The sequence below is a fragment of the Bradyrhizobium roseum genome (assembly GCF_030413175.1).
GTDB lineage: Bacteria > Pseudomonadota > Alphaproteobacteria > Rhizobiales > Xanthobacteraceae > Bradyrhizobium > Bradyrhizobium roseum.
The window spans coordinates 398,203-422,595 of sequence record NZ_CP129212.1; the positions used below are offsets into that span (position 1 = coordinate 398,203).

General features: G+C 64.0%; 21 protein-coding genes. 14 read left to right on the forward strand and 7 right to left on the reverse strand.

Annotated elements, in window-relative coordinates; translation table 11 throughout:
- The first annotated feature begins 5 nt into the window (after positions 1-5).
- The 7 genes from QUH67_RS01950 (at position 6) to QUH67_RS01980 (ending at position 8,840) form a co-directional block, all read left to right on the forward strand.
- Positions 6-506 carry a hypothetical protein gene (locus tag QUH67_RS01950; RefSeq protein ID WP_300944972.1) on the forward strand — a complete coding sequence of 167 codons (501 nt, stop codon included), beginning with the start codon at positions 6-8 and terminating at the stop codon, positions 504-506.
- 6 nt (positions 507-512) lie between these two features.
- A complete protein-coding gene (gene sucD / locus QUH67_RS01955; protein ID WP_300944973.1) occupies positions 513-1,397 on the forward strand; it encodes a succinate--CoA ligase subunit alpha in 885 nt (294 codons plus the stop codon).
- Between the two features lie 136 nt (positions 1,398-1,533).
- Positions 1,534-4,491 (forward strand): 2-oxoglutarate dehydrogenase E1 component, encoded by a 2,958-nt coding sequence (locus tag QUH67_RS01960; RefSeq protein WP_300944974.1) that lies wholly within the window; start codon positions 1,534-1,536, stop codon positions 4,489-4,491.
- A 153-nt stretch (positions 4,492-4,644) separates the two neighbouring features.
- Positions 4,645-5,886, forward strand: a complete 1,242-nt coding sequence (gene odhB, locus QUH67_RS01965) for a 2-oxoglutarate dehydrogenase complex dihydrolipoyllysine-residue succinyltransferase (RefSeq protein ID WP_300944975.1) — start codon at positions 4,645-4,647, stop codon at positions 5,884-5,886.
- An 80-nt stretch (positions 5,887-5,966) separates the two neighbouring features.
- Positions 5,967-6,716 (forward strand): SDR family oxidoreductase, encoded by a 750-nt coding sequence (locus tag QUH67_RS01970; RefSeq protein WP_300944976.1) that lies wholly within the window; start codon positions 5,967-5,969, stop codon positions 6,714-6,716.
- Between the two features lie 35 nt (positions 6,717-6,751).
- Positions 6,752-8,155, forward strand: a complete 1,404-nt coding sequence (lpdA, locus tag QUH67_RS01975) for a dihydrolipoyl dehydrogenase (protein ID WP_300944977.1) — start codon at positions 6,752-6,754, stop codon at positions 8,153-8,155.
- A gap of 154 nt (positions 8,156-8,309) precedes the next feature.
- On the forward strand, positions 8,310-8,840 hold the full coding sequence (locus QUH67_RS01980) for a hypothetical protein (protein WP_300944978.1): 531 nt from the start codon (positions 8,310-8,312) through the stop codon (positions 8,838-8,840).
- A 42-nt stretch (positions 8,841-8,882) separates the two neighbouring features.
- Here QUH67_RS01980 and QUH67_RS01985 read toward each other — a convergent pair whose 3' ends face one another.
- Together QUH67_RS01985 and QUH67_RS01990 are read right to left on the reverse strand one after the other, a co-directional pair.
- Positions 8,883-9,473 carry a DUF4337 domain-containing protein gene (locus QUH67_RS01985; RefSeq protein WP_300944979.1) on the reverse strand — a complete coding sequence of 197 codons (591 nt, stop codon included), beginning with the start codon at positions 9,471-9,473 and terminating at the stop codon, positions 8,883-8,885.
- 115 nt (positions 9,474-9,588) lie between these two features.
- The gene (locus tag QUH67_RS01990; RefSeq protein WP_300944980.1) at positions 9,589-10,560 is read right to left on the reverse strand and encodes a tyrosine recombinase XerC; all 972 of its coding nucleotides are present in this window, start codon (positions 10,558-10,560) and stop codon (positions 9,589-9,591) included.
- Positions 10,561-10,706: 146 nt separating this feature from the next.
- Here QUH67_RS01990 and QUH67_RS01995 point away from each other — a divergent pair, with 146 nt between their 5' ends.
- Complete coding sequence (locus tag QUH67_RS01995) at positions 10,707-12,917, forward strand: primosomal protein N' (RefSeq protein WP_300944981.1); 2,211 nt, start codon at positions 10,707-10,709, stop codon at positions 12,915-12,917.
- An 11-nt stretch (positions 12,918-12,928) separates the two neighbouring features.
- On the opposite strand, the gene QUH67_RS02000 is transcribed toward QUH67_RS01995, so the two are convergent.
- Both QUH67_RS02000 and QUH67_RS02005 read right to left on the reverse strand, forming a co-directional pair.
- Entirely contained in the window at positions 12,929-13,552 is a 624-nt protein-coding gene (locus tag QUH67_RS02000; protein ID WP_300944982.1) for an MSMEG_1061 family FMN-dependent PPOX-type flavoprotein, read from the reverse strand.
- Positions 13,553-13,734: 182 nt separating this feature from the next.
- Entirely contained in the window at positions 13,735-14,178 is a 444-nt protein-coding gene (locus QUH67_RS02005) for a septal ring lytic transglycosylase RlpA family protein (protein WP_300944983.1), read from the reverse strand.
- 646 nt (positions 14,179-14,824) lie between these two features.
- Between QUH67_RS02005 and QUH67_RS02010 the strand changes: the two genes are divergently transcribed.
- The 6 genes from QUH67_RS02010 (at position 14,825) to QUH67_RS02035 (ending at position 21,681) form a co-directional block, all read left to right on the forward strand.
- A complete protein-coding gene (locus tag QUH67_RS02010; RefSeq protein WP_300944984.1) occupies positions 14,825-15,385 on the forward strand; it encodes a F0F1 ATP synthase subunit delta in 561 nt (186 codons plus the stop codon).
- Complete coding sequence (gene atpA / locus QUH67_RS02015) at positions 15,385-16,914, forward strand: F0F1 ATP synthase subunit alpha (protein ID WP_300944985.1); 1,530 nt, start codon at positions 15,385-15,387, stop codon at positions 16,912-16,914. The genes QUH67_RS02010 and atpA overlap by 1 nt, the downstream gene beginning before the upstream one ends.
- A gap of 143 nt (positions 16,915-17,057) precedes the next feature.
- Positions 17,058-17,933 (forward strand): F0F1 ATP synthase subunit gamma, encoded by an 876-nt coding sequence (locus QUH67_RS02020; RefSeq protein WP_300944986.1) that lies wholly within the window; start codon positions 17,058-17,060, stop codon positions 17,931-17,933.
- A 54-nt stretch (positions 17,934-17,987) separates the two neighbouring features.
- On the forward strand, positions 17,988-19,430 hold the full coding sequence (gene atpD / locus QUH67_RS02025; RefSeq protein WP_300944987.1) for a F0F1 ATP synthase subunit beta: 1,443 nt from the start codon (positions 17,988-17,990) through the stop codon (positions 19,428-19,430).
- 74 nt (positions 19,431-19,504) lie between these two features.
- Positions 19,505-19,912, forward strand: a complete 408-nt coding sequence (locus QUH67_RS02030; protein WP_300944988.1) for a F0F1 ATP synthase subunit epsilon — start codon at positions 19,505-19,507, stop codon at positions 19,910-19,912.
- Between the two features lie 188 nt (positions 19,913-20,100).
- Positions 20,101-21,681, forward strand: a complete 1,581-nt coding sequence (locus tag QUH67_RS02035) for an adenylate/guanylate cyclase domain-containing protein (protein WP_300944989.1) — start codon at positions 20,101-20,103, stop codon at positions 21,679-21,681.
- A gap of 362 nt (positions 21,682-22,043) precedes the next feature.
- On the opposite strand, the gene QUH67_RS02040 is transcribed toward QUH67_RS02035, so the two are convergent.
- The 3 genes from QUH67_RS02040 to QUH67_RS02050 form a co-directional block, all read right to left on the reverse strand.
- The gene (locus tag QUH67_RS02040; protein WP_300944990.1) at positions 22,044-22,553 is read right to left on the reverse strand and encodes an RNA pyrophosphohydrolase; all 510 of its coding nucleotides are present in this window, start codon (positions 22,551-22,553) and stop codon (positions 22,044-22,046) included.
- A 4-nt stretch (positions 22,554-22,557) separates the two neighbouring features.
- Positions 22,558-23,064, reverse strand: coding sequence for an RNA pyrophosphohydrolase (locus QUH67_RS02045; protein ID WP_300944991.1), 507 nt, complete (start codon positions 23,062-23,064; stop codon positions 22,558-22,560).
- Between the two features lie 96 nt (positions 23,065-23,160).
- Complete coding sequence (locus tag QUH67_RS02050) at positions 23,161-24,360, reverse strand: divergent polysaccharide deacetylase family protein (RefSeq protein ID WP_300944992.1); 1,200 nt, start codon at positions 24,358-24,360, stop codon at positions 23,161-23,163.
- Positions 24,361-24,393: the final 33 nt, after the last annotated feature.

Genomic DNA, 24,393 nt, shown 5'->3' on the forward strand with positions numbered 1-24,393 from the left:
CTTGAATGACCGGATATCCGATGGCGTGGGAGGCGGCAACAAGCATGGATCGGCTTCCGGAAACATGCCCTTACACAATTGCGGAGATGGAAGAGTACCTTTTCGCCAATCATTATCACTGGTCGCGCGACGAGGCGCCGACGACATTTAACGTCAGCGGACCATGTGCTCACAAGGTGGAGTCCGACAGGCGTTACTGGCTATTTGAAGCGGAAAAAGATCGTTTGGCCGGTCGCCAGGAGATTTTGTGTCCGATCTGTCAGAAGCAACATGTCTTGGAACCGCATCACGGAGATCACGCCACTAATCCGGGTCAGGCTCCGCGCGCTGATGAGGCTCGGCAACCGCAATGGTTCGTCGTTGTCGGCACAGGAAACGGTTGCTTCGATCCGTCGAGCAAGATGCGACGATGGCTATACGCTGAGACGAACGACGACGATCTGTCGCCGGAACAATTCCTCGAAAAAGCTTACCGCGAACAACTTGTGGCAGATGCCCGGAGCTAAGTGAACATGTCAGTCCTGATCGATAAGAATACCAAAGTCATCTGCCAGGGTTTTACGGGCAAGAACGGCACCTTCCATTCGGAAGCCGCGATCGCTTATGGCACCAAGATGATGGGCGGCACTTCACCCGGCAAAGGCGGATCGACTCATCTCGGTCTGCCGGTGTTCGACACCGTCGCAGAGGCGCGCGAGAAGACTGGGGCCGATGCTTCGGTGATCTATGTGCCGCCGCCGGGCGCGGCGGACGCGATCTGCGAGGCGATCGATGCGGAAATCCCGCTGATCGTGTGCATCACCGAGGGCATCCCAGTGCTCGACATGGTGCGCGTGAAGCGCTCCCTCTCGGGTTCCAAATCGCGCCTGATCGGGCCGAACTGCCCGGGCGTGATGACCGCGGGCGAGTGCAAGATCGGCATCATGCCGGCCAACATCTTCAAGCCCGGCAGCGTCGGCATCGTCTCCCGCTCGGGCACGCTGACCTATGAAGCCGTGTTCCAGACCACCCAGGAAGGCCTCGGCCAGACCACCGCGGTCGGCATCGGTGGCGACCCGGTCAAGGGCACCGAATTCATCGACGTGCTGGAAATGTTCCTCGCCGACCCCAAGACCACCTCGATCATCATGATCGGCGAAATCGGCGGCTCGGCCGAGGAAGACGCCGCCCAGTTCATCAAGGACGAGGCCAAGCGGGGCCGCAAGAAGCCGATGGTTGGGTTTATCGCCGGCGTCACGGCCCCTCCCGGCCGTCGCATGGGCCATGCCGGTGCCATCATCTCCGGCGGCAAGGGCGACGCCGGATCGAAGACTTCCGCGATGGAAGCGGCTGGAATTACGGTCTCGCCGTCACCGGCGCGGCTGGGTCATACCCTTGCCGAAAAATTGAAGTCTTAATTCAGTTCTTGGTTCTTTTAGGCGCGAAACTCCGTCCTAAATAGGGTAAAGATGCTTTACCGAGCTGGTTCGGGCCTCCGGACCGGCTTAAGCGCCGTTTTCCATGCGCAAAGCGAAAAATTACCAGGACGCCATCATGTCTCGCCAGGACGCGAACGCAGCATTTGCCCTTTCCTCGTTTTTGCAGGGCACCAACGCCACCTACATCGACGGTCTCTACGCCCGCTACGAGCAGGATCCCGCCTCGGTCGATCCCGAGTGGCAGGAATTCTTCAAAAGCCTCAAGGACGCCCCGGCCGACGTCCAGAAGAACGCCGAAGGCCCCTCCTGGGGACGCGACAACTGGCCGCTCACGCCGCGCGACGATCTCACCTCCGCCCTCGACGGCAACTGGGCGCAGGTCGAAAAAGCTGTCGGCACCAAGCTTGCCGCCAAGGCGCAGGCCAAGGGCGTCGAACTGTCGGCCGCCGACGCCACCCAGGCGACGCGCGATTCGGTCCGCGCTTTGATGCTGATCCGCGCCTATCGCATCCGCGGTCATTTCTTCGCGAAACTCGATCCGCTCGGCATCGAGGCGCCGCGCGACCGCGAAGAGCTCGATCCGCGCTCCTATGGCTTCACCGACGCCGATTTCGACCGCAAGATCTTCCTCGATCACGTGCTCGGCCTCGAATACGGCAACCTCCGCGAAATCGTCGCGATCTGCGAGCGCACCTACTGCCAGACGCTCGGCGTCGAATTCATGCACATCACCAACGCCGCGCAGAAAGCCTGGATCCAGGAGCGCATCGAAGGTCCGGACAAGGAAATCAGTTTCACCCGCGAGGGACGCCGCGCGATCCTCAACAAGCTGATCGAAGCCGAAGGCTTTGAAAAATTCTGCGACCTCAAGTTCACCGGCACCAAGCGCTTCGGCCTCGACGGCGGTGAATCGCTGATCCCGGCGCTGGAGCAGATCATCAAGCGCGGCGGTAATCTCGGCGTGAAGGAAATCGTTCTGGGCATGCCGCATCGCGGCCGGCTCAACGTGCTGACGCAAGTGATGGGCAAGCCGCACCGCGCGCTGTTCCACGAATTCAAGGGCGGCTCCGCCAACCCGGACGCGGTCGAAGGCTCCGGCGACGTCAAATACCATCTCGGCGCGTCGAGCGACCGCGAGTTCGACGGTAACAAGATCCATCTGTCGTTGACCGCGAACCCGTCGCATCTGGAAATCGTCGATCCCGTCGTGCTCGGCAAGGTGCGCGCCAAGCAGGACCAGCATGGCGATCCGCCGGACATGCGCATTTCCGTGCTGCCGATGCTGATGCACGGCGACGCGGCGTTCGCCGGCCAGGGCGTGGTGGCCGAATGTTTCGCCTTGTCGGACCTGAAGGGTTACCGCACCGGCGGTTCGCTGCATTTCATCGTCAACAACCAGATCGGCTTCACGACGTACCCGCGCTACTCGCGCTCCTCGCCGTACCCGTCCGACGTTGCCAAGATGATCGACGCGCCGATCTTCCATGTGAACGGCGACGATCCGGAAGCCGTGGTGTTCGCGGCCAAGGTCGCGATCGAGTTCCGGCAGAAATTCCACAAGCCTGTCGTCATCGACATGTTCTGCTACCGCCGCCATGGCCATAACGAGGGCGACGAGCCGGCGTTCACCCAGCCGGTGATGTACAAGAAGATCGCGACGCATCCCGGCACGGTCGAGATCTATTCCAAGCGGCTGATCGCCGACGGCGTCATGACCGAAGGCGAGGTCGAGAAGGCCAAGGCCGACTGGCGCGCGCGGCTCGACGCCGAGCTCGAGGCCGGCTCCGGCTACAAGCCGAACAAGGCCGACTGGCTCGACGGCAAGTGGGCGGGCTTCAAGTCCGCCGACCAGGAAGAAGACGCCCGCCGCGGCGTTACCGGCGTCGACGTCAACATCCTCAAGGATATCGGCCGCAAGATCACCAAGGTGCCGGATGGTTTCCGGGTTCACCGCACCATCCAGCGCTTCCTGGAAAACCGTGCGAAAGCGATCGACAACGGCGCCGGCATCGACTGGGCGACCGGCGAGGCGCTGGCATTCTGCACGCTGCTGCACGAAGGCCATCACGTCCGCCTGTCCGGACAGGACTCGGAGCGCGGCACCTTCTCGCAGCGCCATTCGGTGCTGATCGACCAGGAAGACGAGAGCCGCTACACGCCGTTCAACCATCTCGGCCACGACCAGGGCCATTACGAGGTCATCAACTCGCTATTGTCGGAAGAGGCAGTGCTCGGCTTCGAGTATGGCTATTCGCTGGCCGAGCCGAAGGCGCTTACGATGTGGGAAGCGCAGTTCGGCGACTTCGCCAACGGCGCCCAGGTGCTGTTCGACCAGTTTATCTCGTCGGGCGAGCGCAAATGGCTGCGCATGTCCGGCCTCGTCTGCCTGCTGCCGCATGGCTATGAAGGGCAGGGGCCGGAGCATTCCTCGGCGCGGCTGGAGCGCTTCCTGCAGATGTGCGCCGAAGACAACATGCAGGTGGTGTATCCCACCACGCCGGCAAATTACTTCCACGTGCTGCGGCGCCAGCTGCATCGCGAAATCCGCAAACCCCTGATCGTGATGACGCCGAAGTCGCTGCTGCGCCACAAGCGCGCGGTCTCGCGGCTGGACGAACTGGGCGCGGACACCACCTTCCATCGCATCCTGTACGATGACGCCCAGATGCAGCCCGACGAGAAGACCAGGCTGGTGGCGGACGACAAGATCAAGCGCGTCGTGCTCTGCTCGGGCAAGGTCTATTACGATCTCTACGACGAGCGCGAGAAGCGCGGCATCGACGACATCTACATCATGCGCATCGAGCAGCTCTATCCCGTGCCGCTCAAGGCGCTGGTGCAGGAGCTGGCGCGCTTCAAGAACGCCGAAGTGGTGTGGTGCCAGGAAGAGCCGCGCAACATGGGCTCATGGCACTTCATCGAGCCCTATCTCGAATGGGTGCTGAACCAGATCCATGCGCCGAACCGCCGTCCGCGTTACGCGGGCCGCGCCGCGTCGGCCGCAACCGCCACCGGCTTGATGTCGAAGCATCTGGCGCAGCTCAAGGCGCTGCTGGATGACGCGCTGAGCTAACTCTTGTCATTTGTCTCGCCCCGCCTCGTGCGCCATGGCGCACTGGCGCGGGGCATTCAGTACACCGTGCCGTGCGTTTTGATCACGTCCATCCCCGTGCGCAATTGTGCACAAGGCAGGCGATGACGCGCCAATGATTGAGGAAAGAATACCATGACTGAAATTCGCGTGCCGACACTCGGCGAGTCCGTGACGGAAGCCACCATCGGCCGCTGGTTCAAGAAGGCCGGCGATGCGGTGGCGGTGGACGAACCGCTGGTGGAGCTCGAGACCGACAAGGTCACCATCGAAGTGCCAGCGCCATCCGCGGGCGTGCTCGGCGAGATCGCGGCCAAGGACGGCGAGACTGTCGCCGTCGGCGCGCTGCTCGGTCAAATCAACGAAGGCGGCGCCGCGAGCGCGGCAAAACCGGCGGCCGCACCCGCCAAGGCCGCCGCTCCGGCGGCTGCGCCCGCCGCAGCGCCCGCTGCCGCACCGAAGACCGTGGCCGCGGATGCGCCGCTGGCGCCGTCGGTTCGCAAACTTTCCACCGAAAGCGGCATCGACGCGGCAACCGTTCCCGGCTCCGGCAAGGACGGGCGCGTCACCAAGGGCGACATGCTGGCCGCGATCGAGAAGGCGGCGTCCGCCCCGACCCCGGTCAACCAGCCGGCCGCATCGGTGCAGGTGAGGGCGCCTTCCCCGGCTGATGATGCCGCACGCGAAGAGCGCGTGAAGATGACGCGGTTGCGCCAGACCATCGCGCGGCGGCTGAAGGACGTGCAGAACTCCGCCGCGATGCTGACGACCTTCAACGAGGTCGACATGACCCACATCATGGCGATGCGCGCGCAGTACAAGGACGTGTTCCAGAAGAAGCACGGCTCCAAGCTCGGCTTCATGGGCTTCTTCACCAAGGCCGTGGTGCAGGCGCTCAAGGACATCCCGGCTGTCAATGCCGAGATCGACGGCACGGACCTGATCTACAAGAACTACTATCACATCGGCGTCGCCGTCGGCACCGACAAGGGGCTCGTCGTGCCCGTGGTGCGCGACTGCGACCACAAGTCAATCTCCGACATCGAAAAGGGCATCGCCGATTTCGGCCGCCGCGCCCGCGATGGCCAGCTCAAGATCGACGAGATGCAGGGCGGCACCTTCACCATCACCAATGGCGGCATCTACGGCTCGCTGATGTCGACGCCGATCCTGAACGCGCCGCAGTCCGGCATCCTCGGTATGCACAAGATCCAGGAGCGGCCGATGGTGGTCGGCGGCAAGATCGAGGTGCGCCCGATGATGTATCTGGCGCTGTCCTACGACCACCGCGTCATCGACGGCAAGGAAGCGGTGACCTTCCTGGTGCGCGTCAAGGAAAGCCTGGAAGACCCGGCGCGCCTGGTGCTGGATCTCTGACCTGCCACGCTGACCGACGCCGGCACCAAGGCCGGCGTCGCTGGCCGTGGATCGATGTGCATTGATGTGTGGGGGCTGATGTGACGGACAAGGTTGTTGTGATCACCGGCGGCAGCCGCGGCATCGGCCGCGCGGCCGCACTCGCCGCTGCGGCGCGCGGCTATCGCGTCGTCGTCGGCTATGCCAGCAACAAGGCGGCCGCCGACGAAGTCGTCGGCATGATCGAAGGCAAAAACGGCAAGGCCATCGCCGTGAAATGCGACGTCGGCCATGAGAGCGACATCCTGGCGCTGTTCAAGGCGGCGGACGGTTTTGGGACGCTGGGAGCGCTCGTCAACAATGCCGGGATCGTCGGCAAGAGCGGCGTGCGCGTCGAGGACATGACGGCCGCACGCATCCAGGAAGTGATGGCGGTCAATGTCACCGGTGCCATCCTGTGCGCGCGCGAGGCGGTGAAGCGCATGTCGACCAAATTCGGCGGCAAGGGCGGCGTCATCGTCAACATTTCGTCGGTCGCAGCCCGGCTCGGCGCGGCCAACACCTATGTCGACTATGCCGCCTCCAAGGCCGCGATCGATGCCCTCACGGTCGGCCTCAGCCACGAGGTCGCCACCGACGGCATTCGCGTGGCAGGCATCCGTCCCGGCCTGATCGACACCGACATTCACGCTTCCGGCGGCGAGCCCGACCGTGCGCATCGTCTGGCGCCGCTAGTGCCGATGAAGCGCGTCGGGACTGCGGATGAAATCGCCAATGCCATCGTCTGGCTGATGTCGGACGAGGCCTCCTACGTCACCGGCACCACCATCGATGTCTCGGGTGGGCGGTAATCCCTGACACGTTTCCAAAGCTACAGGACTCCATCATGGCTACCTACGATCTCGTCGTCATCGGCACCGGCCCGGGCGGATATGTCTGCGCGGTGCGCGCGGCGCAACTCGGCATGAAGGTCGCCGTGGTCGAGAAGAATGCGACGCTCGGCGGCACTTGCCTGAACGTCGGCTGCATGCCCTCGAAGGCGCTGCTGCATGCCTCCGAAATGTTCGAGGAGGCCGGGCACTCCTTTGCCAAGATGGGCGTCAGCGTTTCCGCGCCGAAGCTTGATCTGCCCGCCATGATGAATTTCAAGCAGCAGGGCATCGACGGCAACGTCAAGGGCGTCGAGTTCCTGATGAAGAAGAACAAGATCGACGTCATCCACGGCAAGGGAAAAGTTCTCGCCGCCGGCAAGGTCGAGGTCACGGGCTCCGACGGCAAGGCGCAGACGGTCGAAACCAAGAACATCGTCATCGCCACCGGCTCCGACATCGCGCGGCTGAAGGGCATCGAGATCGACGAGAAGCGCGTGGTGTCGTCGACTGGCGCGCTGTCGCTGGAAACGGTGCCGTCGAACCTCCTGATCATCGGTGCCGGCGTGATCGGGCTTGAGCTCGGCTCGGTCTGGCATCGTCTCGGCGCCAAGGTCACCGTCGTGGAATTCCTTGACCGCATCTTGCCGGGCATGGACGGCGAGGTCGCCAAGCAGTTCCAGCGCATTCTCGAAAAGCAGGGCTTTGCGTTCAAGCTCGGCGCCAAGGTCACCGCCGTCGACACGTCAGGCAATACGTTGAAGGCGACCGTCGAGCCGGCGGCGGGCGGCGCGGCGGAGACGCTGGAAGCCGACGTGGTTCTGGTCTGCATCGGCCGCGTGCCATACACCGAAGGGCTCGGGCTGAAGGAAGCCGGCGTCGCGCTGGACAATCGCGGCCGTGTGCAGATCGACGCGCATTTCGCCACCACCGTGAAGGGCGTCTATGCGATCGGCGACGTGGTGGCGGGACCGATGCTGGCGCACAAGGCGGAAGACGAAGGCGTCGCCTGCGCCGAGATCATCGCCGGCCAAGCCGGCCACGTGAACTACGATGTTATTCCAGGCGTGGTGTATACCACGCCCGAAGTGTCCTCGGTCGGCAAGACCGAGGAAGAGCTGAAGCAGGCCGGCGTTGCCTACACGGCAGGCAAATTTCCGTTCACCGCCAACGGCCGCTCCAAGGTCAACCAGACCACTGACGGTTTTGTGAAGATCCTCGCAGATGCGAAGACCGATCGCGTGCTCGGCGTGCACATCATTGGCCGCGAAGCCGGCGAACTGATCCACGAAGCCTGCGTTCTGATGGAATTTGGCGGCTCCGCGGAAGATCTGGCACGCACCTGCCACGCCCATCCGACCCGCTCCGAAGCGGTGAAGGAAGCCGCGCTTGCGGTCGGCAAACGCGCCATCCATATGTGATCCATTCCCGGTGTGATCCAGGTTCCGAACATCCCGGGTAGAGTGTGATTGAAGAAGCGGCTATTCCGATTCTCGAAAAGATCACGCTTTGAACCGGGAAAAAGAGCGGAACGACCAATCATTGGACGTCTTTGCGCTCCAGAGATCACGATCGATGATGCGCCGCCTGTTACAGCCGTTCTGGGTCCTGCTCGCGGTCATCTTCCTGATCGAAGCCTGGCTATGGGATCATCTCGAGCCGATCGTCGAGCGCATCGTTGCGCTGATCCCGCTGCGGGACTTCAAGAAATGGCTGTCCGAGCGCGTCGATACACTGTCGCCGCCGATGACATTGGCCGTGTTCGCGGTGCCGGTGATCCCGCTGTTTCCTCTCAAGCTGGCCGGCCTCTGGCTTTTGGCGAATCAGTACTGGCTGAGCGCCGGTTTCGTCATCGTGTTCGGAAAGCTCGTCGGCGTCGGCGTCACCGCCTTTATTTTCGACGTGACGCGCAGCAAGCTGCTGCAAATGGCCTGGTTCAGGAAGATCTATGAATTCATCACGGCGATGCGCGCCAGGGCGTCAGCCCTGGTTCAGCCGATCAAGCAGCGCATCCGGGACATGCTGCGCGGCGACGGTGCCGGCTGGTCGTCGCGCACGCTGCGGATGATCGCGCGCTTCCGCAAGAGCGTGCACGAGGCACGGTAGCTGCGGTTCTTCACCCGCCCCTCGAGGGGCGGGTGAACTCTCTCAATGCAGATGCAGCAGATGCGGCGCGTAGAGGCCGAGCCCGGTGATCGCGATGCCCGCGACCGCCAATATGCCCGACACCCACGCCAGCACGATCATGCCGGTGATGATGGTGGCGGACGCCAGCACGATGCCGATCTGGAAGGCGGCCGAGGCGATCTCGTAGTGGTGATACTTCGCGGTGGCCTCGTCGCGCTGGTGCTCGGCCTGCTTGGCGCGCTTGGCGAGTTCTTCCGAACCCTCGCCGGTTTCCGGCTCCGAGCGGTAGCGCGCCGCGGTCTTGGTCCAGTCGTCGATCTGCTTCTTCAGCGCCGCCTTGGCGGCGTCGTCACCAACCGTCCCCATGCTGAGCTTGGCGTGTTCGGCAGTGGCCTGCACCACCGTGCGGCGGATGCTCTTGGCCTGGAAGAACGCCCACAGGTTCGAAGCCTCGACGTTCTTGCTGATGGCTTCGGTCTGCGCGCCCTTGCCCAGCGTTTCCGACAACGCCAGAAACAAGGCGATCACGGCGATCAGCAACGCGATCTTCTTGTTCGAGCCCGAAGCGTGCTCGGCATGCTCCGCGTGCTCCATGCTTTCATGTGCGCCCATTGATTCCCCTCCGTCGATTGACGCGCGCACGATTGCCGAACCGCAATGCGAGCGCAAGAGGCTAGCTCAGGAGGGTATCGATGTGACGGGAGTATGTCGGCAGGGGTGCGGGCTTTCACCTCCGCGGGTGCGCGCTCTTGTACACTGCCAACAGCCGCTCGCTGTCGATGCCGGTGTAGATCTGCGTGGTCGAGAGCGAGGCGTGGCCGAGCAATTCCTGGATCGCGCGCAGGTCGCCGCCGCGGCTCAACAGATGGGTCGCGAAGGAATGCCGCAACGCATGCGGCGTGGCGCTGTCGGGCAACCCGAGCGCGCCGCGCAGCCGCTCCATGGTGAGCTGGATGATCCGCGGGGACAATGGCCCGCCGCGTGCGCCGACGAAGATCGGCCCCGCAGGGGGAAGCGGATGCGGGCAAATCGCGACGTAATCGGCGATCAGCGCCAGCACGTTCTGCAGCACTGGCACCATCCGGGTCTTGTTGCCCTTGCCGGTGACGATCAGAACGTCGCCTTCGCCCGGCTTCGGCACGTCGCGGCGTTTCAGTCCCAGCGCCTCGGAGATGCGCAGGCCCGAACCGTAGAGCAGCGCCATGACGGCGGCATCGCGCGCCCAGATCCAGGGATCGCGCTCCTCGCCGGCGCGCTCGTCGGCGTCGGCGAAGCGCTTGGCGGCGTCGATCTGGATCGGTTTTGGCAGGCTCTTGCCCACCTTGGGCGCGCGGATCGCGGACAGCGCGCCGACCCTGCCTTTACCCTCGCGTTCCAGATAACGTCCGAACGACCGCAGGCCCGCCAGCGCCCGCATCAGCGAACGGCCCGCAATGTCGTCGGCGCGGCGCATCGCCATGAAGGCCCTGACGTCGGTGGCCTCCAGCGCCGCGAACCGTTTCAGCGTGACTTTGTCGCCCCAGTGCTGGCTGAGGAAGACGAGGCATTGGCGGAGGTCGCGGGCGTAGGCCTCGAGTGTCTTGGGCGACAGCCGCCGCTCGGCGCGCAGATGCGTCAGCCAGCGGTTCATCTCCAGCGCGAAGCTTTCGTCGGCGCAGTCAAGCTCGATCGGTTGCAGTGCCGGAACTGGCTTGACCATGAGCCCATGCCTTGAAAGGCGGTTCTTGATGAGGTTCTTGGAGACGGTGATTCCATCCACTATATCGCATCTCTTTCGTTTACCGTTCGCTAACTTGGCGGCGCGGCGCTAGCCTTGTTCTTGATATCGCAGAGCCCGATTCCCTGATGGACCACGCCACCCGCCAAACCAGTTCCTCGGCATCGTCGACCCGCGTCGTCGATGTGCTGGTGCCGGTCGCGCTCAATCAGAACTACTCCTATCGCGTGCCGCGCGGCATGGAGCTAAAGCCCGGCGATGTCGTCTGCGTGCCGCTCGGTCCGCGCGAGGTGGTCGCCGTCGTGTGGGCGGAGAACGTCAATCCCGATCCGCGCTTGCACAACCGGCTCAAGGACGTCAGCGAAAAGCTCGACGTGCCGCCGCTGAAGCAGGAACTGCGCAGCCTGGTCGACTGGGTCGCCAATTACACCCTGTCGGCGCGCGGCATGGTGCTGCGCATGGCGTTGCGGATGGGCGAAAATCTCGGGCCCGAACGGATGCGCCTCGGCGTGCGGCTGGTCGGCGAGCCGCCGAAGCGTCTGACGCCGGCGCGGCGGCGGCTGATCGAGGTGCTGTCGGATGGCCTGCTGCACGGCAAGTCCGACGCGGCGCGCGAGGCCGGCGTCAGCGGCGGCGTGGTCGACGGCCTGGTCGACGAGGGCACGCTGGCGGTGGAAGCAATGCCGCCGCCGCTGGCGCCGCCGGCGCCCGACCCGTCCTTTGCACAGCCGGATTTCTCTCCGCAGCAGCGTACGGCTGTCGATGCGATGCGCGCGCTCGCCGCCAACGGCTCGTTTCATGTCGCGCTGCTCGACGGCGTCACCGGTTCGGGCAAGACCGAAGTCTATTTCGAGGCGATTGCGGAGATCATCCGGCGGGGCAAGCAGACGCTGATCCTGATGCCGGAGATCGCGCTGACCGGACAGTTCCTCGATCGCTTTGCCCAGCGTTTCGGGGTGCGCCCGATCGAATGGCATTCCGAACTGACACCGCGCACCCGGCAGCGCAACTGGGCCGCGATCGCATCGGGCGAAGCGCCGGTCGTGGTCGGCGCGCGCTCGGCGCTGTTCCTGCCCTATGCGGATCTGGGCCTGATCATCGTCGACGAGGAGCACGACCAGGCCTACAAGCAGGACGAGGGCGTGCATTACCACGCCCGCGACATGGCGGTGGTGCGCGCGCATATCGCCAAGATTCCGATCGTGCTGGCGTCGGCGACGCCGTCGGTCGAAACCGAAGTCAACGCACGCAAGGGCCGCTATCAACGCGTCCCGCTGCCGTCGCGCTTCGGCGGCCAGCATATGCCGCAGATCGAGGCGATCGACTTGCGCCGCGCCCCGCCGCCGCGCGGCCGCTTCATTTCGCCGCCGCTGGCCGAACAAATTCAATTCGCGATCGAGAAGCGCGAACAGGCGCTGCTGTTCCTCAATCGCCGCGGCTACGCGCCGTTGACGCTATGCCGCGCCTGCGGGCACCGATTTGCCTGCACCATCTGCGACGCCTGGCTGGTCGACCACCGTTTTCGCCAGCGCCTGGTCTGCCACCATTGCGGCTTCTCGATGCCGCGGCCGAACATCTGCCCGCACTGCCAGGCCGAGGAATCACTGGTTGCGATCGGCCCCGGCGTCGAGCGGCTGCAGGAAGAGGCGGCTGCGCTGTTTCCGAACGCGCGCACCATGGTGCTGTCGAGCGATCTGATCACTTCGATCGAGACCATGCGCAGCGAGCTGAACGAAATCGCCGAGGGCCGCGTCGACATCATTATCGGCACGCAACTGGTGGCGAAGGGGCATAATTTTCCGCGGCTCAATCTGGTCGGCGTGGTCGATGCCGATCTTGGCCTCGGCAATGGTGACCCGCGCGCCGCTGAGCGGACGTTCCAATTGCTCAACCAGGTGATCGGCCGCGCCGGGCGCGAGCAGGGCCGCGGGGTCGGCTTTTTGCAGACTCACCAGCCTGAGCACCCCGTGATGAAGGCGCTGGTCGCCAGCGACCGCGAGGCGTTCTATGCCAGCGAGATCGAGGCGCGCGAACGATCAGGATATCCGCCGTTCGGCCGGCTCGCCAGCCTGATCATCTCCGCCGGCGATCGCCCGACCGCCGAAGGTTTTGCGCGCAAGCTCGCCGCGGTCGCCCCGATCGACGAGCGCATCCAGGTGCTGGGGCCGGCCGAAGCGCCGCTGGCCGTCATCAAGGGCCGCTATCGATTCCGCTTGCTGGTGAAGTCGCTGCGCAATGTCGACCTGTCGGAATATTTGCGCGAATGGCTCGCCGGAGGGCCGAAGACCAAGGGCAATCTCAAGCTCGAAGTCGATGTCGACCCACAGAGCTTTTTGTAGGCGCTCGCGCGTCAGCCGTTCGACCACAGATTGGTCGTGTATCCCTGCTCGACAAAGGCATCGATTTTCGCCGCCTGATCCTCGCCGCCGCCGGTTCGGGCCGCAAAGATCTTGCCGAACGAGATACGCCTGGCTTCGGGCCAGTGCTCCGGTTCCCAGAGGTGCGCCCGGATCACCGAACGGGCGCAGTGGAAATAGCACCGCTCGATGTGAATGCGGATCGCCAGCAGCGCCGGGCGGCCCGGCCTGCCGAGGGTGGCCAACAGGTCGGCATCGTCAAAGATCTCCGCGCGGCCGGACAGCCGCAACGTCTCGCCGGTCCGCGGACGCAGGAAGATCATGCCGATCCGGCCGGTCTCGATGATGTTCTGCAGGCCGAAGGCGAGGTTGTTGCCGGCCCGCTCGGGCAGCAGAACCGTCTTCTCGTCTTCGATATGGACGAAGCCGGGCTCATCGCCCTTCGGCGATACCTCGATTGGCCCGTCGCGGCCGGCCGTGGCCATCAGCGCGAACGGACAGGTCTGCAGAAAGTCGATCGCCTGTTCGTCGAGGACGGGAAGTATCTTGGCCTTGGTGGTCTCGCGGGGTTCGGGGAGAACGGTTCTCAGTTGCTCCAGGGTTTTGAGCTGGCTCATGATAGCGATCCCGTCGGTGAGGTGTGCCCTGACTTCTTTTCTCTCCGCAAAACCTAGTACGGCCCTCCTGACACCGTGGTGGCCAGAGCGCGCAAGGCGCCAAGAATGCCTGTAAAAAAAAGGCCTGCCGTCATTGGCGACGGCAGGCCTTTGTTCCGCGGCGCGTCAGGCGCACGCGTGCCTTAGGAAATCACCTCGGCCGTGACGTGGCCGACGCCGGCGCCGGTCAGGCCGATCGCGCGGGCTGCACCTTTGGACAGGTCGAGCACACGTCCCCGGATGAAGGGGCCACGGTCATTGACGGTGACGACGACGCTCTGGCCGCGATGCGTCACCCGAAGCTTGGTGCCGAACGGCAACGAGCGGTGGGCCGCAGTCATGGCGTTCTGGTTGAAGCGCTGACCGGAGGCGGTCTTGTTGCCGGATTCGTTGCCGTAATAAGAAGCCTTGCCCGCGAAGCTGCGGCCACCCGTCGGGCCGATCGAAGCATTGGCTTCCAGCCAGGTGCCGGCCGACTTGGCCTTGGCGGCGTGATGGGAATGATGGCGATGGTGCCTGGATTTGGCGGACGCCTCGGAAATGCTCCCGCCGACCAGGAGGGTGGCGGCGATCAAAGCGAGCGCCATACGTGGCCAAGCTTGAGTTCCCGGCGCCACATTATTGGTATGCAACATTAAACTAGTCCCTCAGTGAGTATTGCCACGAGCGTGACAAATGGAACCCCCGTCCCAGTTTCAACTGTTGCCGTTTGGTCAGGCAATGAGGCATGAATTGGGCAGTAGACCCGTAATTTCCCGGGCTGACACATCTTGTTACTAGAAGGAACCCATCAGAGATGTTCCGTAATATCACCCGTTAACTGATTTTTAACGAAGTGAATACATGTTATTACTTATCAATACAGTCCTCGTCCGATGCGGAAAGATTTAGGCAAGTAATGGGCAAATGAAGCCGGCTTGTCAGTTTCAGTCCGCAATGCCGTCTCATGGCCGCCATGCAAATAAGACGGGCATCGATTTTTCCGTCGCCGGCGTGCGCGCAAATCTCGCGGTGAAAATAGACGCGCGACAAGGCGTCGTCTGAACACGCGGTCATGTTGCAGCTGCGCGGCTGCCATGCTAGCAAAGCCGCGATTTTAACGGTCCCGGCACCCCGCGTGCCGGTCGAAAATCGAAGTCCCGCTTGAATTCCAAGGGCTTGGATCGCTAGGCGCCGCTACTTGTGGCGACGGTTTTTCCCTTGCGAGTTTGACAGCTGAAAAGAGCGAAGTCTGTGGCTGCAGAAGATCCGTCCGTCTCGGGAGTGTCCGGCCGTTATGCTACGGCCTTGTTCGAACTGGCGCGCGAGGAGAAATCCGTCGACGCCGTCAAGGCAGACCTTGAAAAATTCGAGGCCATGCTGAACGAAAGCGCCGATCTGAGGCGCCTCGTTCGGAGCCCGGTTTTCTCGGCCGAAGTGCAGGCAAGGGCGCTCAACGCCGTGCTCGACAAGGCCGGAATTTCCGGTACTTCCGCCAAATTCCTTAAAGTCCTGACCGCCAATCGCCGGCTGTTCGCCGTCACCGATGTGATGCGCGCCTTCCGCGCGCTGGTGGCGAAGTTCAAGGGCGAGGTGACCGCCGACGTCACCGTCGCCGAGCAGCTCAATGACAAGAATCTCGACGCGCTGAAGACCGCACTGAAGTCGGTGACGGGCAAGGACGTCGCGCTCAACGTGAATGTCGATCCCTCCATTATCGGCGGCCTTGTGGTCAAGCTCGGCAGCCGCATGGTGGATAGTTCGCTTCGCACCAAACTCAATTCGATCAAGCACGCGATGAAAGAGGCAGGCTGATGGACATCCGCGCCGCGGAAATTTCCGCGATCCTCAAGGACCAGATCAAGAATTTCGGCCAGGAGGCTGAAGTTACCGAAGTCGGACAGGTGTTGTCCGTCGGTGACGGTATTGCCCGCGTCTATGGTCTGGACAACGTCCAGGCCGGTGAAATGGTCGAGTTCGAGAACGGCACGCGCGGCATGGCGCTGAACCTCGAAACCGACAACGTCGGTATCGTGATCTTCGGCGCGGACCGCGAGATCAAGGAAGGCCAGACCGTCAAGCGTACCCGCGCCATCGTGGACGCGCCGGTCGGCAAGGGCCTGCTCGGCCGCGTCGTCGACGCGCTGGGCAACCCGATCGACGGCAAGGGTCCGATCCAGGCCGAAAAGCGCATGCGCGTCGACGTCAAGGCGCCCGGCATCATTCCGCGAAAGTCGGTGAACGAGCCGATGGCGACCGGCCTCAAGTCCATCGATGCGCTGATCCCGGTCGGCCGCGGCCAGCGCGAGCTGATCATCGGCGACCGCCAGACCGGCAAGACCGCGATCGCGCTCGACACCATTTTGAACCAGAAGCCGCTCAACGCGCAGCCGGACGAGAATCTCAAGCTGTACTGCGTCTATGTCGCGATCGGCCAGAAGCGTTCGACGGTTGCGCAGTTCGTCAAGGTGCTCGAAGAGCAGGGCGCGCTGGAATATTCCATCATCGTCGCCGCCACCGCGTCCGACCCGGCGCCGATGCAGTACATCGCGCCGTTCACCGGCTGCACCATGGGCGAGTACTTCCGCGACAACGGCATGCACGCCGTCATCATCTATGACGATCTGTCCAAGCAGGCCGTCGCCTATCGCCAGATGTCGCTGCTGCTGCGGCGCCCGCCGGGCCGCGAAGCCTATCCCGGCGACGTGTTCTATCTGCATTCCCGCCTGCTCGAGCGCGCGGCGAAGCTCAGCAAGGACCACGGTTCTGGCTCGCTCACCGCGCTGCCGGTGATCGAAACCCAGGCCAACGACGTGTCGGCCTACATCCCGACCAACGTGATTTCGATTACCGACGGTCAGATCTTCCTGGAAACCGACCTGTTCTTCCAGGGCATCCGTCCGGCGGTGAACGTCGGTCTGTCGGTGTCCCGCGTCGGATCGTCGGCGCAGACCAAGGCGATGAAGAAGGTCGCCGGCAAGATCAAGGGCGAGCTGGCGCAATACCGCGAAATGGCGGCGTTCGCGCAGTTCGGCTCCGACCTCGATGCCTCGACGCAGCGCCTGCTCAACCGCGGCGCGCGCCTGACCGAACTCCTGAAGCAGCCGCAATTCTCGCCGCTGAAGATGGAAGAGCAGGTTTGCGTGATCTGGGCCGGCACCAACGGCTATCTCGATCCGCTGCCGATCAACAAGGTGCGCGCGTTCGAGGACGGGTTGCTGTCGCTCCTGCGCGGCAAGAACACCGAAATCCTCGACGCGATCCGTGAGAGCCGCGACCTCTCCGACGACACCGCCGCCAAGCTCAAGACGGTGGTCGAGGGTTACGCGAAGACGTTTTCCTAACTGTCATGGCCGGGCATATGACCCGGCCATCCACGATTTCTGCGTGGAAGAGAAAAAGACGTGGATGCCCGGCACAAGGCCGGGCATGACGAACGAGAGGTTTGCGACCGGGCTGAAGGGCAGGTCGCCGGGGTGCACGAAGAATGGCGTCACTTAAAGACATGCGCGTCCGCATCGCCTCCACCAAGGCGACGCAGAAGATCACCAAGGCGATGCAGATGGTCGCCGCGTCCAGATTGCGCCGCGCCCAGAATGCGGCGGAAGCGGCGCGGCCCTATGCCGACAAGATGGGCGCGGTGATCTCCAATATCGCCAGCGCCGCCGCGGGTTCGCCCGGCGCGCCGGCATTGCTCGGCGGCACCGGCAAGGACCAGGTTCACCTGCTGCTGGTTTGCACCGGCGAGCGCGGGCTGTCCGGCGCGTTCAACTCCTCGATCGTGCGCCTTGCGCGCGAACGCGCGCAGTCGCTGTTGGCACAGGGCAAGGAAGTCAAATTCTTCTGCGTCGGCCGCAAGGGCTATGAACAGCTTCGTCGCCTGTACGACAGGCAGATCGTCGAGCACCTCGATCTGCGCAGCGTTCGTCAGCTCGGCTTCGTCAACGCCGAGGATATCGCCAAGCGGGTGCTGGCACGGTTCGATAACGGCGAGTTCGACGTCTGCACGTTGTTCTACGCGCAGTTCAAATCGGTGATCGCCCAGATCCCGACCGCGCAGCAGATCATTCCGCTGGTCGTGGAAGAAAAAGCGGCGAATGCGCTGGCGACGCCCTACGACTATGAGCCGGAGGAGGATGAACTTCTCTCCCGGCTGTTGCCGCGCAATATCGCGGTCCAGATTTTCCGCGCGCTGCTGGAAAACAACGCCTCGTTCTACGGCGCTCAGATGAGCTCGATGGACAATGCGACCCGCAACGCCGGCGAAATGATCCGCAAGCAAACCCAGATCTATAACCGAACCCGTCAAGCCCAGATCACCAAGGAGCTGATCGAGATCATCTCCGGCGCCGAGGCGGTCTGACGCACGTAACCAACGACGGTCGTTCAAATAGAGAATTTCGAAGGAGAGCTAATCATGGCCACAGCAGCTAACCAGATCGGTCGCGTCACCCAGGTCATGGGCGCCGTCGTCGACGTGCAGTTCGAGGGCCACTTGCCGGCCATTCTCAACTCGCTGGAAACCAAGAACGGCAACATCCGCCTCGTGCTGGAAGTTGCGCAGCATCTCGGTGAATCCACCGTGCGCACGATCGCGATGGACGTCACCGAGGGCCTGGTGCGCGGCCAGGAAGTGAAAGACACCGGACAGCCGATCGCGGTTCCGGTGGGCGAGGGCACGCTTGGCCGCATCATGAACGTGATCGGCGAGCCGATCGACGAAGCCGGCCCGATCAAGTCGGATGGCTTGCGCGCCATCCACCAGGAAGCGCCGAGCTACACCGACCAGTCGACCGAAGCTGAAATTCTCGTCACCGGCATCAAGGTCGTCGACCTGCTGGCGCCCTACGCCAAGGGCGGCAAGATCGGCCTGTTCGGCGGCGCCGGCGTCGGCAAGACCGTGCTGATCCAGGAATTGATCAACAACGTCGCGAAGGCGCACGGCGGTTACTCCGTGTTCGCTGGCGTCGGCGAGCGTACCCGCGAGGGCAACGACCTCTATCACGAGTTCATCGAATCCAAGGTCAACGCCGATCCGCACAATCCGGATCCGAGCGTGAAGTCGAAATGCGCGCTGGTGTTCGGTCAGATGAACGAGCCCCCGGGCGCCCGCGCCCGCGTCGGCCTCACCGGTCTGACGGTCGCCGAACATTTCCGCGACCAGGGCCAGGACGTGCTGTTCTTCGTCGACAACATCTTCCGCTTCACGCAGGCCGGTTCGGAAGTGTCGGCGCTGCTGGGTCGTATTCCTTCGGCCGTGGGTTATCAGCCGACACTCGCGACCGACATGGGCGCGCTGCAGGAGCGCATCACCACCACGCAGAAGGGCTCGATCACCTCGGTGCAGGCGATCTACGTGCCGGCCGACGACTTGACCGACCCGGCGCCCGCGACATCGTTCGCCCATTTGGACGCGACCACGGTGCTGAACCGCGCGATCTCGGAAAAGGGCATCTATCCGGCGGTGGATCCGCTCGACTCGACCTCGCGCATGCTCTCGCCGCTCGTCGTGGGTGAGGAGCACTACCAGACCGCCCGCATGGTCCAGCAGGTGCTGCAGCGCTACAAGTCGCTGCAGGACATCATCGCCATTCTCGGCATGGACGAACTGTCGGAAGAGGACAAGCTCGCGGTGGCGCGCGCCCGCAAGATCGAGCGCTTCCTGTCGCAGCCGTTCCACGTCGCCGAAATCTTCACCGGCTCGCCCGGCAAGTTCGTCGACCTCGCCGACACCATCAAGGGCTTCCGCGGTCTCTGCGAAGGCAAGTACGACCATCTGCCGGAAGCGGCGTTCTACATGGTCGGCACCATCGAAGAAGCCATCGAGAAGGGCAAGAAGCTGGCAGCTGAAGCGGCCTAAGAGGCGAATAGGGAGTAGCGAATAGCGCTGCTCCCATTCCTCCCCATTCGCTATTCGCTACTCGCAGGGACACCATGGCTACCTTTCATTTCGATCTCGTCTCTCCCGAAAAGCTCGCCTTCTCCGGCGAGGTCGATCAGGTCGACATTCCCGGCGTGGAAGGCGATTTCGGCGTGCTGGCCGGACATGCGCCGATCGTCGCCGCGATCCGCCCGGGTATCCTGACCATCACTTCCGGCGGCACCCATCAGAAGGTGATCGTGTTCGGCGGCCTCGCCGAAATGTCGGAGAAGGGCCTCACCGTGCTCGCCGACGTCGCCACCTCGCTGGAAGACCTCGACCGCGCGCAGCTTGCCGAGTCGATCAGCGCGATGGAAGCCAAGCTCTCAGATAAGGAGGGCTCCGAGCTCGATAACGCCATCGAGCGGCTCGACCACTTCAAGAGCATCCAGCAGGAACTCTCGTCCACCGCCATGCACTAAGCCCCGGAGCACTGCTTCGGGGCGCACGGAAGGCCCAGGCGGAAGATCAACTAAACCAGGCGCTCGTCACGGTGTGGCGGGCGCTTTCGTTTTGAGCGCGTCCGGTGCCCACGGGGATCAGGCCGTTGCACCGGGGAACTTCTGGCGGCATTGTTCCGGGGGCTGGTGTCGATCCGGGGCTGTTCTCGATGAAGCGCAAGATCGCGGCGATTTTTGCGGCCGATATTGCCGGCTATTCCAGGCTGGTTGCCGAGGACGAGGAGGAAACGCTGCGTCGGCTGGCGTCCTACCGTCAGGTGACCGACGATTTCATCGCAAGAAGCGGCGGCCGCATTTTCAGTACCGCCGGGGATGCCGTGTTCGCCGAGTTTCCGAGCGCGGTCGAAGCCGTACGCTGCGCAATCGATATCCAGGAGAGTCTGCGGACCCGCAACATGGCCTATCCGCCGAGCCGGCAGATGGCCTTTCGCATCGGCATCACCATCGGCGACGTGGTCGAGCGCGACGGCGACTTGCTGGGCGACGGCGTCAACATCGCTGCCCGGCTGGAAGGGCTCGCCGAGGTCGGCGGCATCTGCATCTCGCGCGCGGTCCACGAACAGGTTGCCAACAAGCTGTCGGTGCAGTTCGCCGATATGGGCGCGCAGGAGGTCAAGAACATCCCGACGCCGGTGCACGCCTACATGGTGGCGATGCGTCGCGACGACGGCACCTACGCGATGCCCCAGGTCAAGAAGCCGGCCAAGACGCAAGCCGCGGCGCAGCCGAACTGGATGTGGCCGGTCGCCGTCACCGTCGTCAGCCTCGCCGCGATCGGGGTCGGCGGCTTTCTGTATTTCACCCGGCTCGAGACGTCGGCGCCATCGAAGGTCGCCGCGTCAAGCGGTGTTCCCGCCCCGGCCGCTGCGGCGGCTGCCGTGCCGCCTTCGCCGCCGATTGCCGCATCCTCGGAAAAGCTGGCCGCGGACATCCCCTTCATCGGCGACAAGGCCCGCGCGACGGTCGTCTCCGACTATGCCCCTGCCGCGGATTTCAAGGCGTTCGCGCTGAACGTCGGCGGCTTCAGCGCCTTCGTCACGGCCCAGCCGAGCGAGGAGGCTGCGAGATCGGCTGCGGTGGAGCAGTGCCAGAAGCGCGCCGATGCCGCGCAATCGCCGCGCAAATGCGAGCTGTATGCGGTGGGCGACACCGTCGTTTACGCGCCCGGCAGGCCACCGATGCCGCCATTGCCCTGGTTCGGGAATGATGCCGCGACCATGCAGCCCTTCGCCGCCAAAAACGTCCCGCTCGTTCGCGACGCCGGCAAGGCGCGGCTTGAAAACGTGTACGCGCCGGCGCGTAAGAACAAGGCGGTGGCGATCGGCCCCGGTGGCGCGCTGTTCTTTCCGATCGCATCGGACAGTGTCGAGGAAGCCGTGCGGCGAGCGCTTGAGTCCTGCGGCGGGATCGCCGGCGCCCCCTGTATGATCGTCGCACTGAACGACAATTTCGTGGTTCCGATTCCGGGCTCGCTCAAGATAACCGGCTTCTTCAAGGCCGCCGGCAATACGACGATCTCAGCCGATGCGCGCGACGATGTCGCACGTCGGCTCGCGGATGCCTCGAGCGGCTGGAATGCTGTCGCGGTCGGCGCGGCCGGCCGTCCCGGGCTGGGATTGAAGGCGGTGACGGAACAGGCTGCGGCCACCACGGCGCTCGCCGAATGCGCCAGGCGGGACAGCAATTGTCAGGTCATCGCCATCGGCCCGTTTGCGGTCGGACCTAACTAGACCACGATCTGCTGGCGCCCGAATCCGATTGATCTGGCGTGTGCAAACGCTCGGCTGTCCTCAACGCCTTGGGCCTGCGGCCGACGGCCAGGAGCAGGAACAGGCTGCGATTACCCTGGTAACGGGCGGCCGGGCGACTGCGCTCGCGCCCGTGCATGAGCAGCGTGCCGTTGTGATCGTGCACCCGCCACTCCCAACTGCGGCGGCGCTTGGTTACAGTCACTTCCATCATGCGGACAGACACCGAACGGTACAGAATTTTCAAGGGTGAGCCGGTTAGTCTGTGCAGGATCGAAAAAGGTTCGCGAGCACCACCGGCATCGGTGCGCTTTTCTCGCGGCCGCGGCAAGAGGATGCAAGCCTTACCGGGCGAACCCCGTAAATTCACGGGCTATCATCTGGTAAACTTCGCGCCGGAACGGCACCACTAGGTCGGCGACGCGGTCGAGACGCTCCCAGCGCCATGAATCGAATTCGGCCGGCTGGCCGTTGCGCGGCGTCAGCGGATCGATCTCCTCGTCGCGGCCGGTGAAGCGCAGCGCGAACCATTTCTGCCGCTGGCCGCGGAATTGGGCAAGGCGATGCGTCGCCGGTCCGTCATAGGGCGGGAATTCATACGTCGTCCAACCGGTCTCGCCGAGATACTCGGCGTTGCGCACGCCAGTCTCCTCCCAGAGTTCGCGCATGACCGCATCGCGTGGATTCTCGTCGGCGTCGATGCCACCCTGCGGCATCTGCCATTCCAGTCCGGGAAGAATGATCTCCGGTCCGTCGTCGCGGAAGCGGCGGCCGATGAGCACCAGGCCGGAGGTGTTGAACAGCGCAATGCCCACATTGGGGCGATAGGGTTTGCAAGAGGGCTCGTCAGTCAAAACGCTACTCGCCGGCGAGGCTGGAGAATTCCTTGACCACGCGCTCATAGACCGGCCGCTTGAACGGCACGATCAGGTTCGGCAAATTCTTCATCGGCTCCCAACGCCAGTTGACGAATTCGGCCTTGTGTCCGCCGCCGCCCGGACTCGAGACGTTGATCTCGGCATCCTTGCCCGTGAAGCGCACCGCAAACCATTTCTGGCGCTGGCCGCGGTAGCGGCCCTTCCAGGCGCGGCCGGCTACCGTGCGCGGGATGTCGTAGATCAGCCAATCCGGAACTTCGCCGAGTTTTTCCACCGAACGGACGCTGGTTTCCTCGTAGAGCTCGCGCTTCGCCGCCTCCCAGGTGTCCTCGCCCGGATCAACGCCGCCCTGCGGCATCTGCCAGACATGGGTGTCGTCGACATGCTCGATGCCGCCAGCGCGGCGGCCGATGAAGACCAGCCCGGCCGCATTGATCAGCATCATGCCGACGCAGGTCCGGTAAGGCAGGTCCTCGTAGCGCGCCATGTCCCTCACGTTTCCCTTGGTTGCATCACGTCTATCCGCAATCGGTCGGTCCGCCGCCGTCCGGGAAAGTCCGGATCGCCGTCATCGGCTTGATCTCTAGTCTGATTTTGATTTCAGCATCGCCGTTGTCAATGGCACAAGCATAATGCCCCGGCTGTCGAGAGTCTTGATCCATGCGGCGAGCCGCTCGATCGAAATCGGCAGCGCCGAGGCGACGCCCACCGCCATCCCGCGTTCCTTGGCGAGTGTCTCCAGCTTGACCAGTGTCCGATCGATCTCGGCCGAGGTCGGCACGGCGTCGATGGTGAAATCGGCCTTGGCGAACGGCATCGACTGGGCCGCCGTCAGGGCGGGGGCGGCACTCCGCGGCGAGGAGCCGTCGTCGAGATAGCCGAGGCCGCGCTTGGCGGCCTCGCGGATCACCGGCTGCATCACGGTATCGGCGGCGGTGAAGCGCGCACCCATGAAATTGGCGATCCCCGCATAGCCCTGGATGCGGCTGAGGTGCCAGTGCAGGCGGTCGATGTTCTGTTCCGGCGTCAGGCTCGTCAGCAGGGTCTGCGGGCCGGGGTCATTGTCGGGATAATCGAACGGCTCCATCGGAACCTGCAGCAGGATCTCGTGGCGCTGCGCCCGGGCCCGCTCGGCGAGCTTGGTGGGGTCCGCCCCGTAAGGGGTGAAGGCCAGCGTCACCGCCGGCGGTAGCTTCATGATGGCATCGGTCGTCTTGGCGGCGCCGACCCCGAGCCCACCGACCACGATGGCGATGACGGGCATTTTCGCGGCCTTGGCGCGGTCGGCGTCAGCGGCATAGACCGTGAACGGCTTCAGGCCGTCGGCTACGACAGGGATCATGCCGTATTTCGACTTTTCCAGGAGCCGCTGGTCGATGCCGACCATGGACGCCGCGGGCGCCGCGTCGGTACCGGCCTTGTCGGCGGAATCGCCGCTGCCGATTACGACATCTTGCCGCTTGCCGCTGGAGCCGTCGATGATGGTGACGGTCTTGTTGTCGCCGCTGGGCGCCTGCGATGCTGATTTTACCGCCGGCTCGGACTTTCCGGCACCCGACGCGGGCGCCTTGTCTTCCGCCGACGGGCGCAGCGCGATACGGGCGATCGGCTCGCCGCCAAACGGATTGTCAGTGAACAGCGCGATGGCGAGGAACGCGACCAGGAAAAGGCCGAGCAGTACGGCCAGCGCCTGCATCGCCGTGAAAGGCAGCCGGAACCGGCGCTTGCGGCGCTGCGTCTTCTGTCCGAGCGGCGCGCTCAGATCGTCGGTCATTTCCGTCATGGACCTCCCCGAATCACCGGGGCCGACGATACC

Excerpts from the sequence above, each read along its gene's own strand:
- QUH67_RS01950 (WP_300944972.1), top strand. The coding sequence starts at position 6 with ATGACCGGATATCCGATGGCGTGGGAGGCGGCAACAAGCATGGATCGG.
- sucD (WP_300944973.1), top strand. The coding sequence starts at position 513 with ATGTCAGTCCTGATCGATAAGAATACCAAAGTCATCTGCCAGGGTTTT.
- QUH67_RS01960 (WP_300944974.1), top strand. The coding sequence starts at position 1,534 with ATGTCTCGCCAGGACGCGAACGCAGCATTTGCCCTTTCCTCGTTTTTG.
- odhB (WP_300944975.1), top strand. The coding sequence starts at position 4,645 with ATGACTGAAATTCGCGTGCCGACACTCGGCGAGTCCGTGACGGAAGCC.
- lpdA (WP_300944977.1), top strand. The coding sequence starts at position 6,752 with ATGGCTACCTACGATCTCGTCGTCATCGGCACCGGCCCGGGCGGATAT.
- QUH67_RS01980 (WP_300944978.1), top strand. The coding sequence starts at position 8,310 with ATGATGCGCCGCCTGTTACAGCCGTTCTGGGTCCTGCTCGCGGTCATC.
- QUH67_RS01985 (WP_300944979.1), bottom strand. The coding sequence starts at position 9,473 with ATGGGCGCACATGAAAGCATGGAGCACGCGGAGCATGCCGAGCACGCT.
- QUH67_RS01990 (WP_300944980.1), bottom strand. The coding sequence starts at position 10,560 with ATGGTCAAGCCAGTTCCGGCACTGCAACCGATCGAGCTTGACTGCGCC.
- QUH67_RS01995 (WP_300944981.1), top strand. The coding sequence starts at position 10,707 with ATGGACCACGCCACCCGCCAAACCAGTTCCTCGGCATCGTCGACCCGC.
- QUH67_RS02000 (WP_300944982.1), bottom strand. The coding sequence starts at position 13,552 with ATGAGCCAGCTCAAAACCCTGGAGCAACTGAGAACCGTTCTCCCCGAA.
- QUH67_RS02005 (WP_300944983.1), bottom strand. The coding sequence starts at position 14,178 with ATGGCGCTCGCTTTGATCGCCGCCACCCTCCTGGTCGGCGGGAGCATT.
- atpA (WP_300944985.1), top strand. The coding sequence starts at position 15,385 with ATGGACATCCGCGCCGCGGAAATTTCCGCGATCCTCAAGGACCAGATC.
- QUH67_RS02020 (WP_300944986.1), top strand. The coding sequence starts at position 17,058 with ATGGCGTCACTTAAAGACATGCGCGTCCGCATCGCCTCCACCAAGGCG.
- atpD (WP_300944987.1), top strand. The coding sequence starts at position 17,988 with ATGGCCACAGCAGCTAACCAGATCGGTCGCGTCACCCAGGTCATGGGC.
- QUH67_RS02030 (WP_300944988.1), top strand. The coding sequence starts at position 19,505 with ATGGCTACCTTTCATTTCGATCTCGTCTCTCCCGAAAAGCTCGCCTTC.
- QUH67_RS02035 (WP_300944989.1), top strand. The coding sequence starts at position 20,101 with ATGAAGCGCAAGATCGCGGCGATTTTTGCGGCCGATATTGCCGGCTAT.
- QUH67_RS02045 (WP_300944991.1), bottom strand. The coding sequence starts at position 23,064 with ATGGCGCGCTACGAGGACCTGCCTTACCGGACCTGCGTCGGCATGATG.
- QUH67_RS02050 (WP_300944992.1), bottom strand. The coding sequence starts at position 24,360 with ATGACGGAAATGACCGACGATCTGAGCGCGCCGCTCGGACAGAAGACG.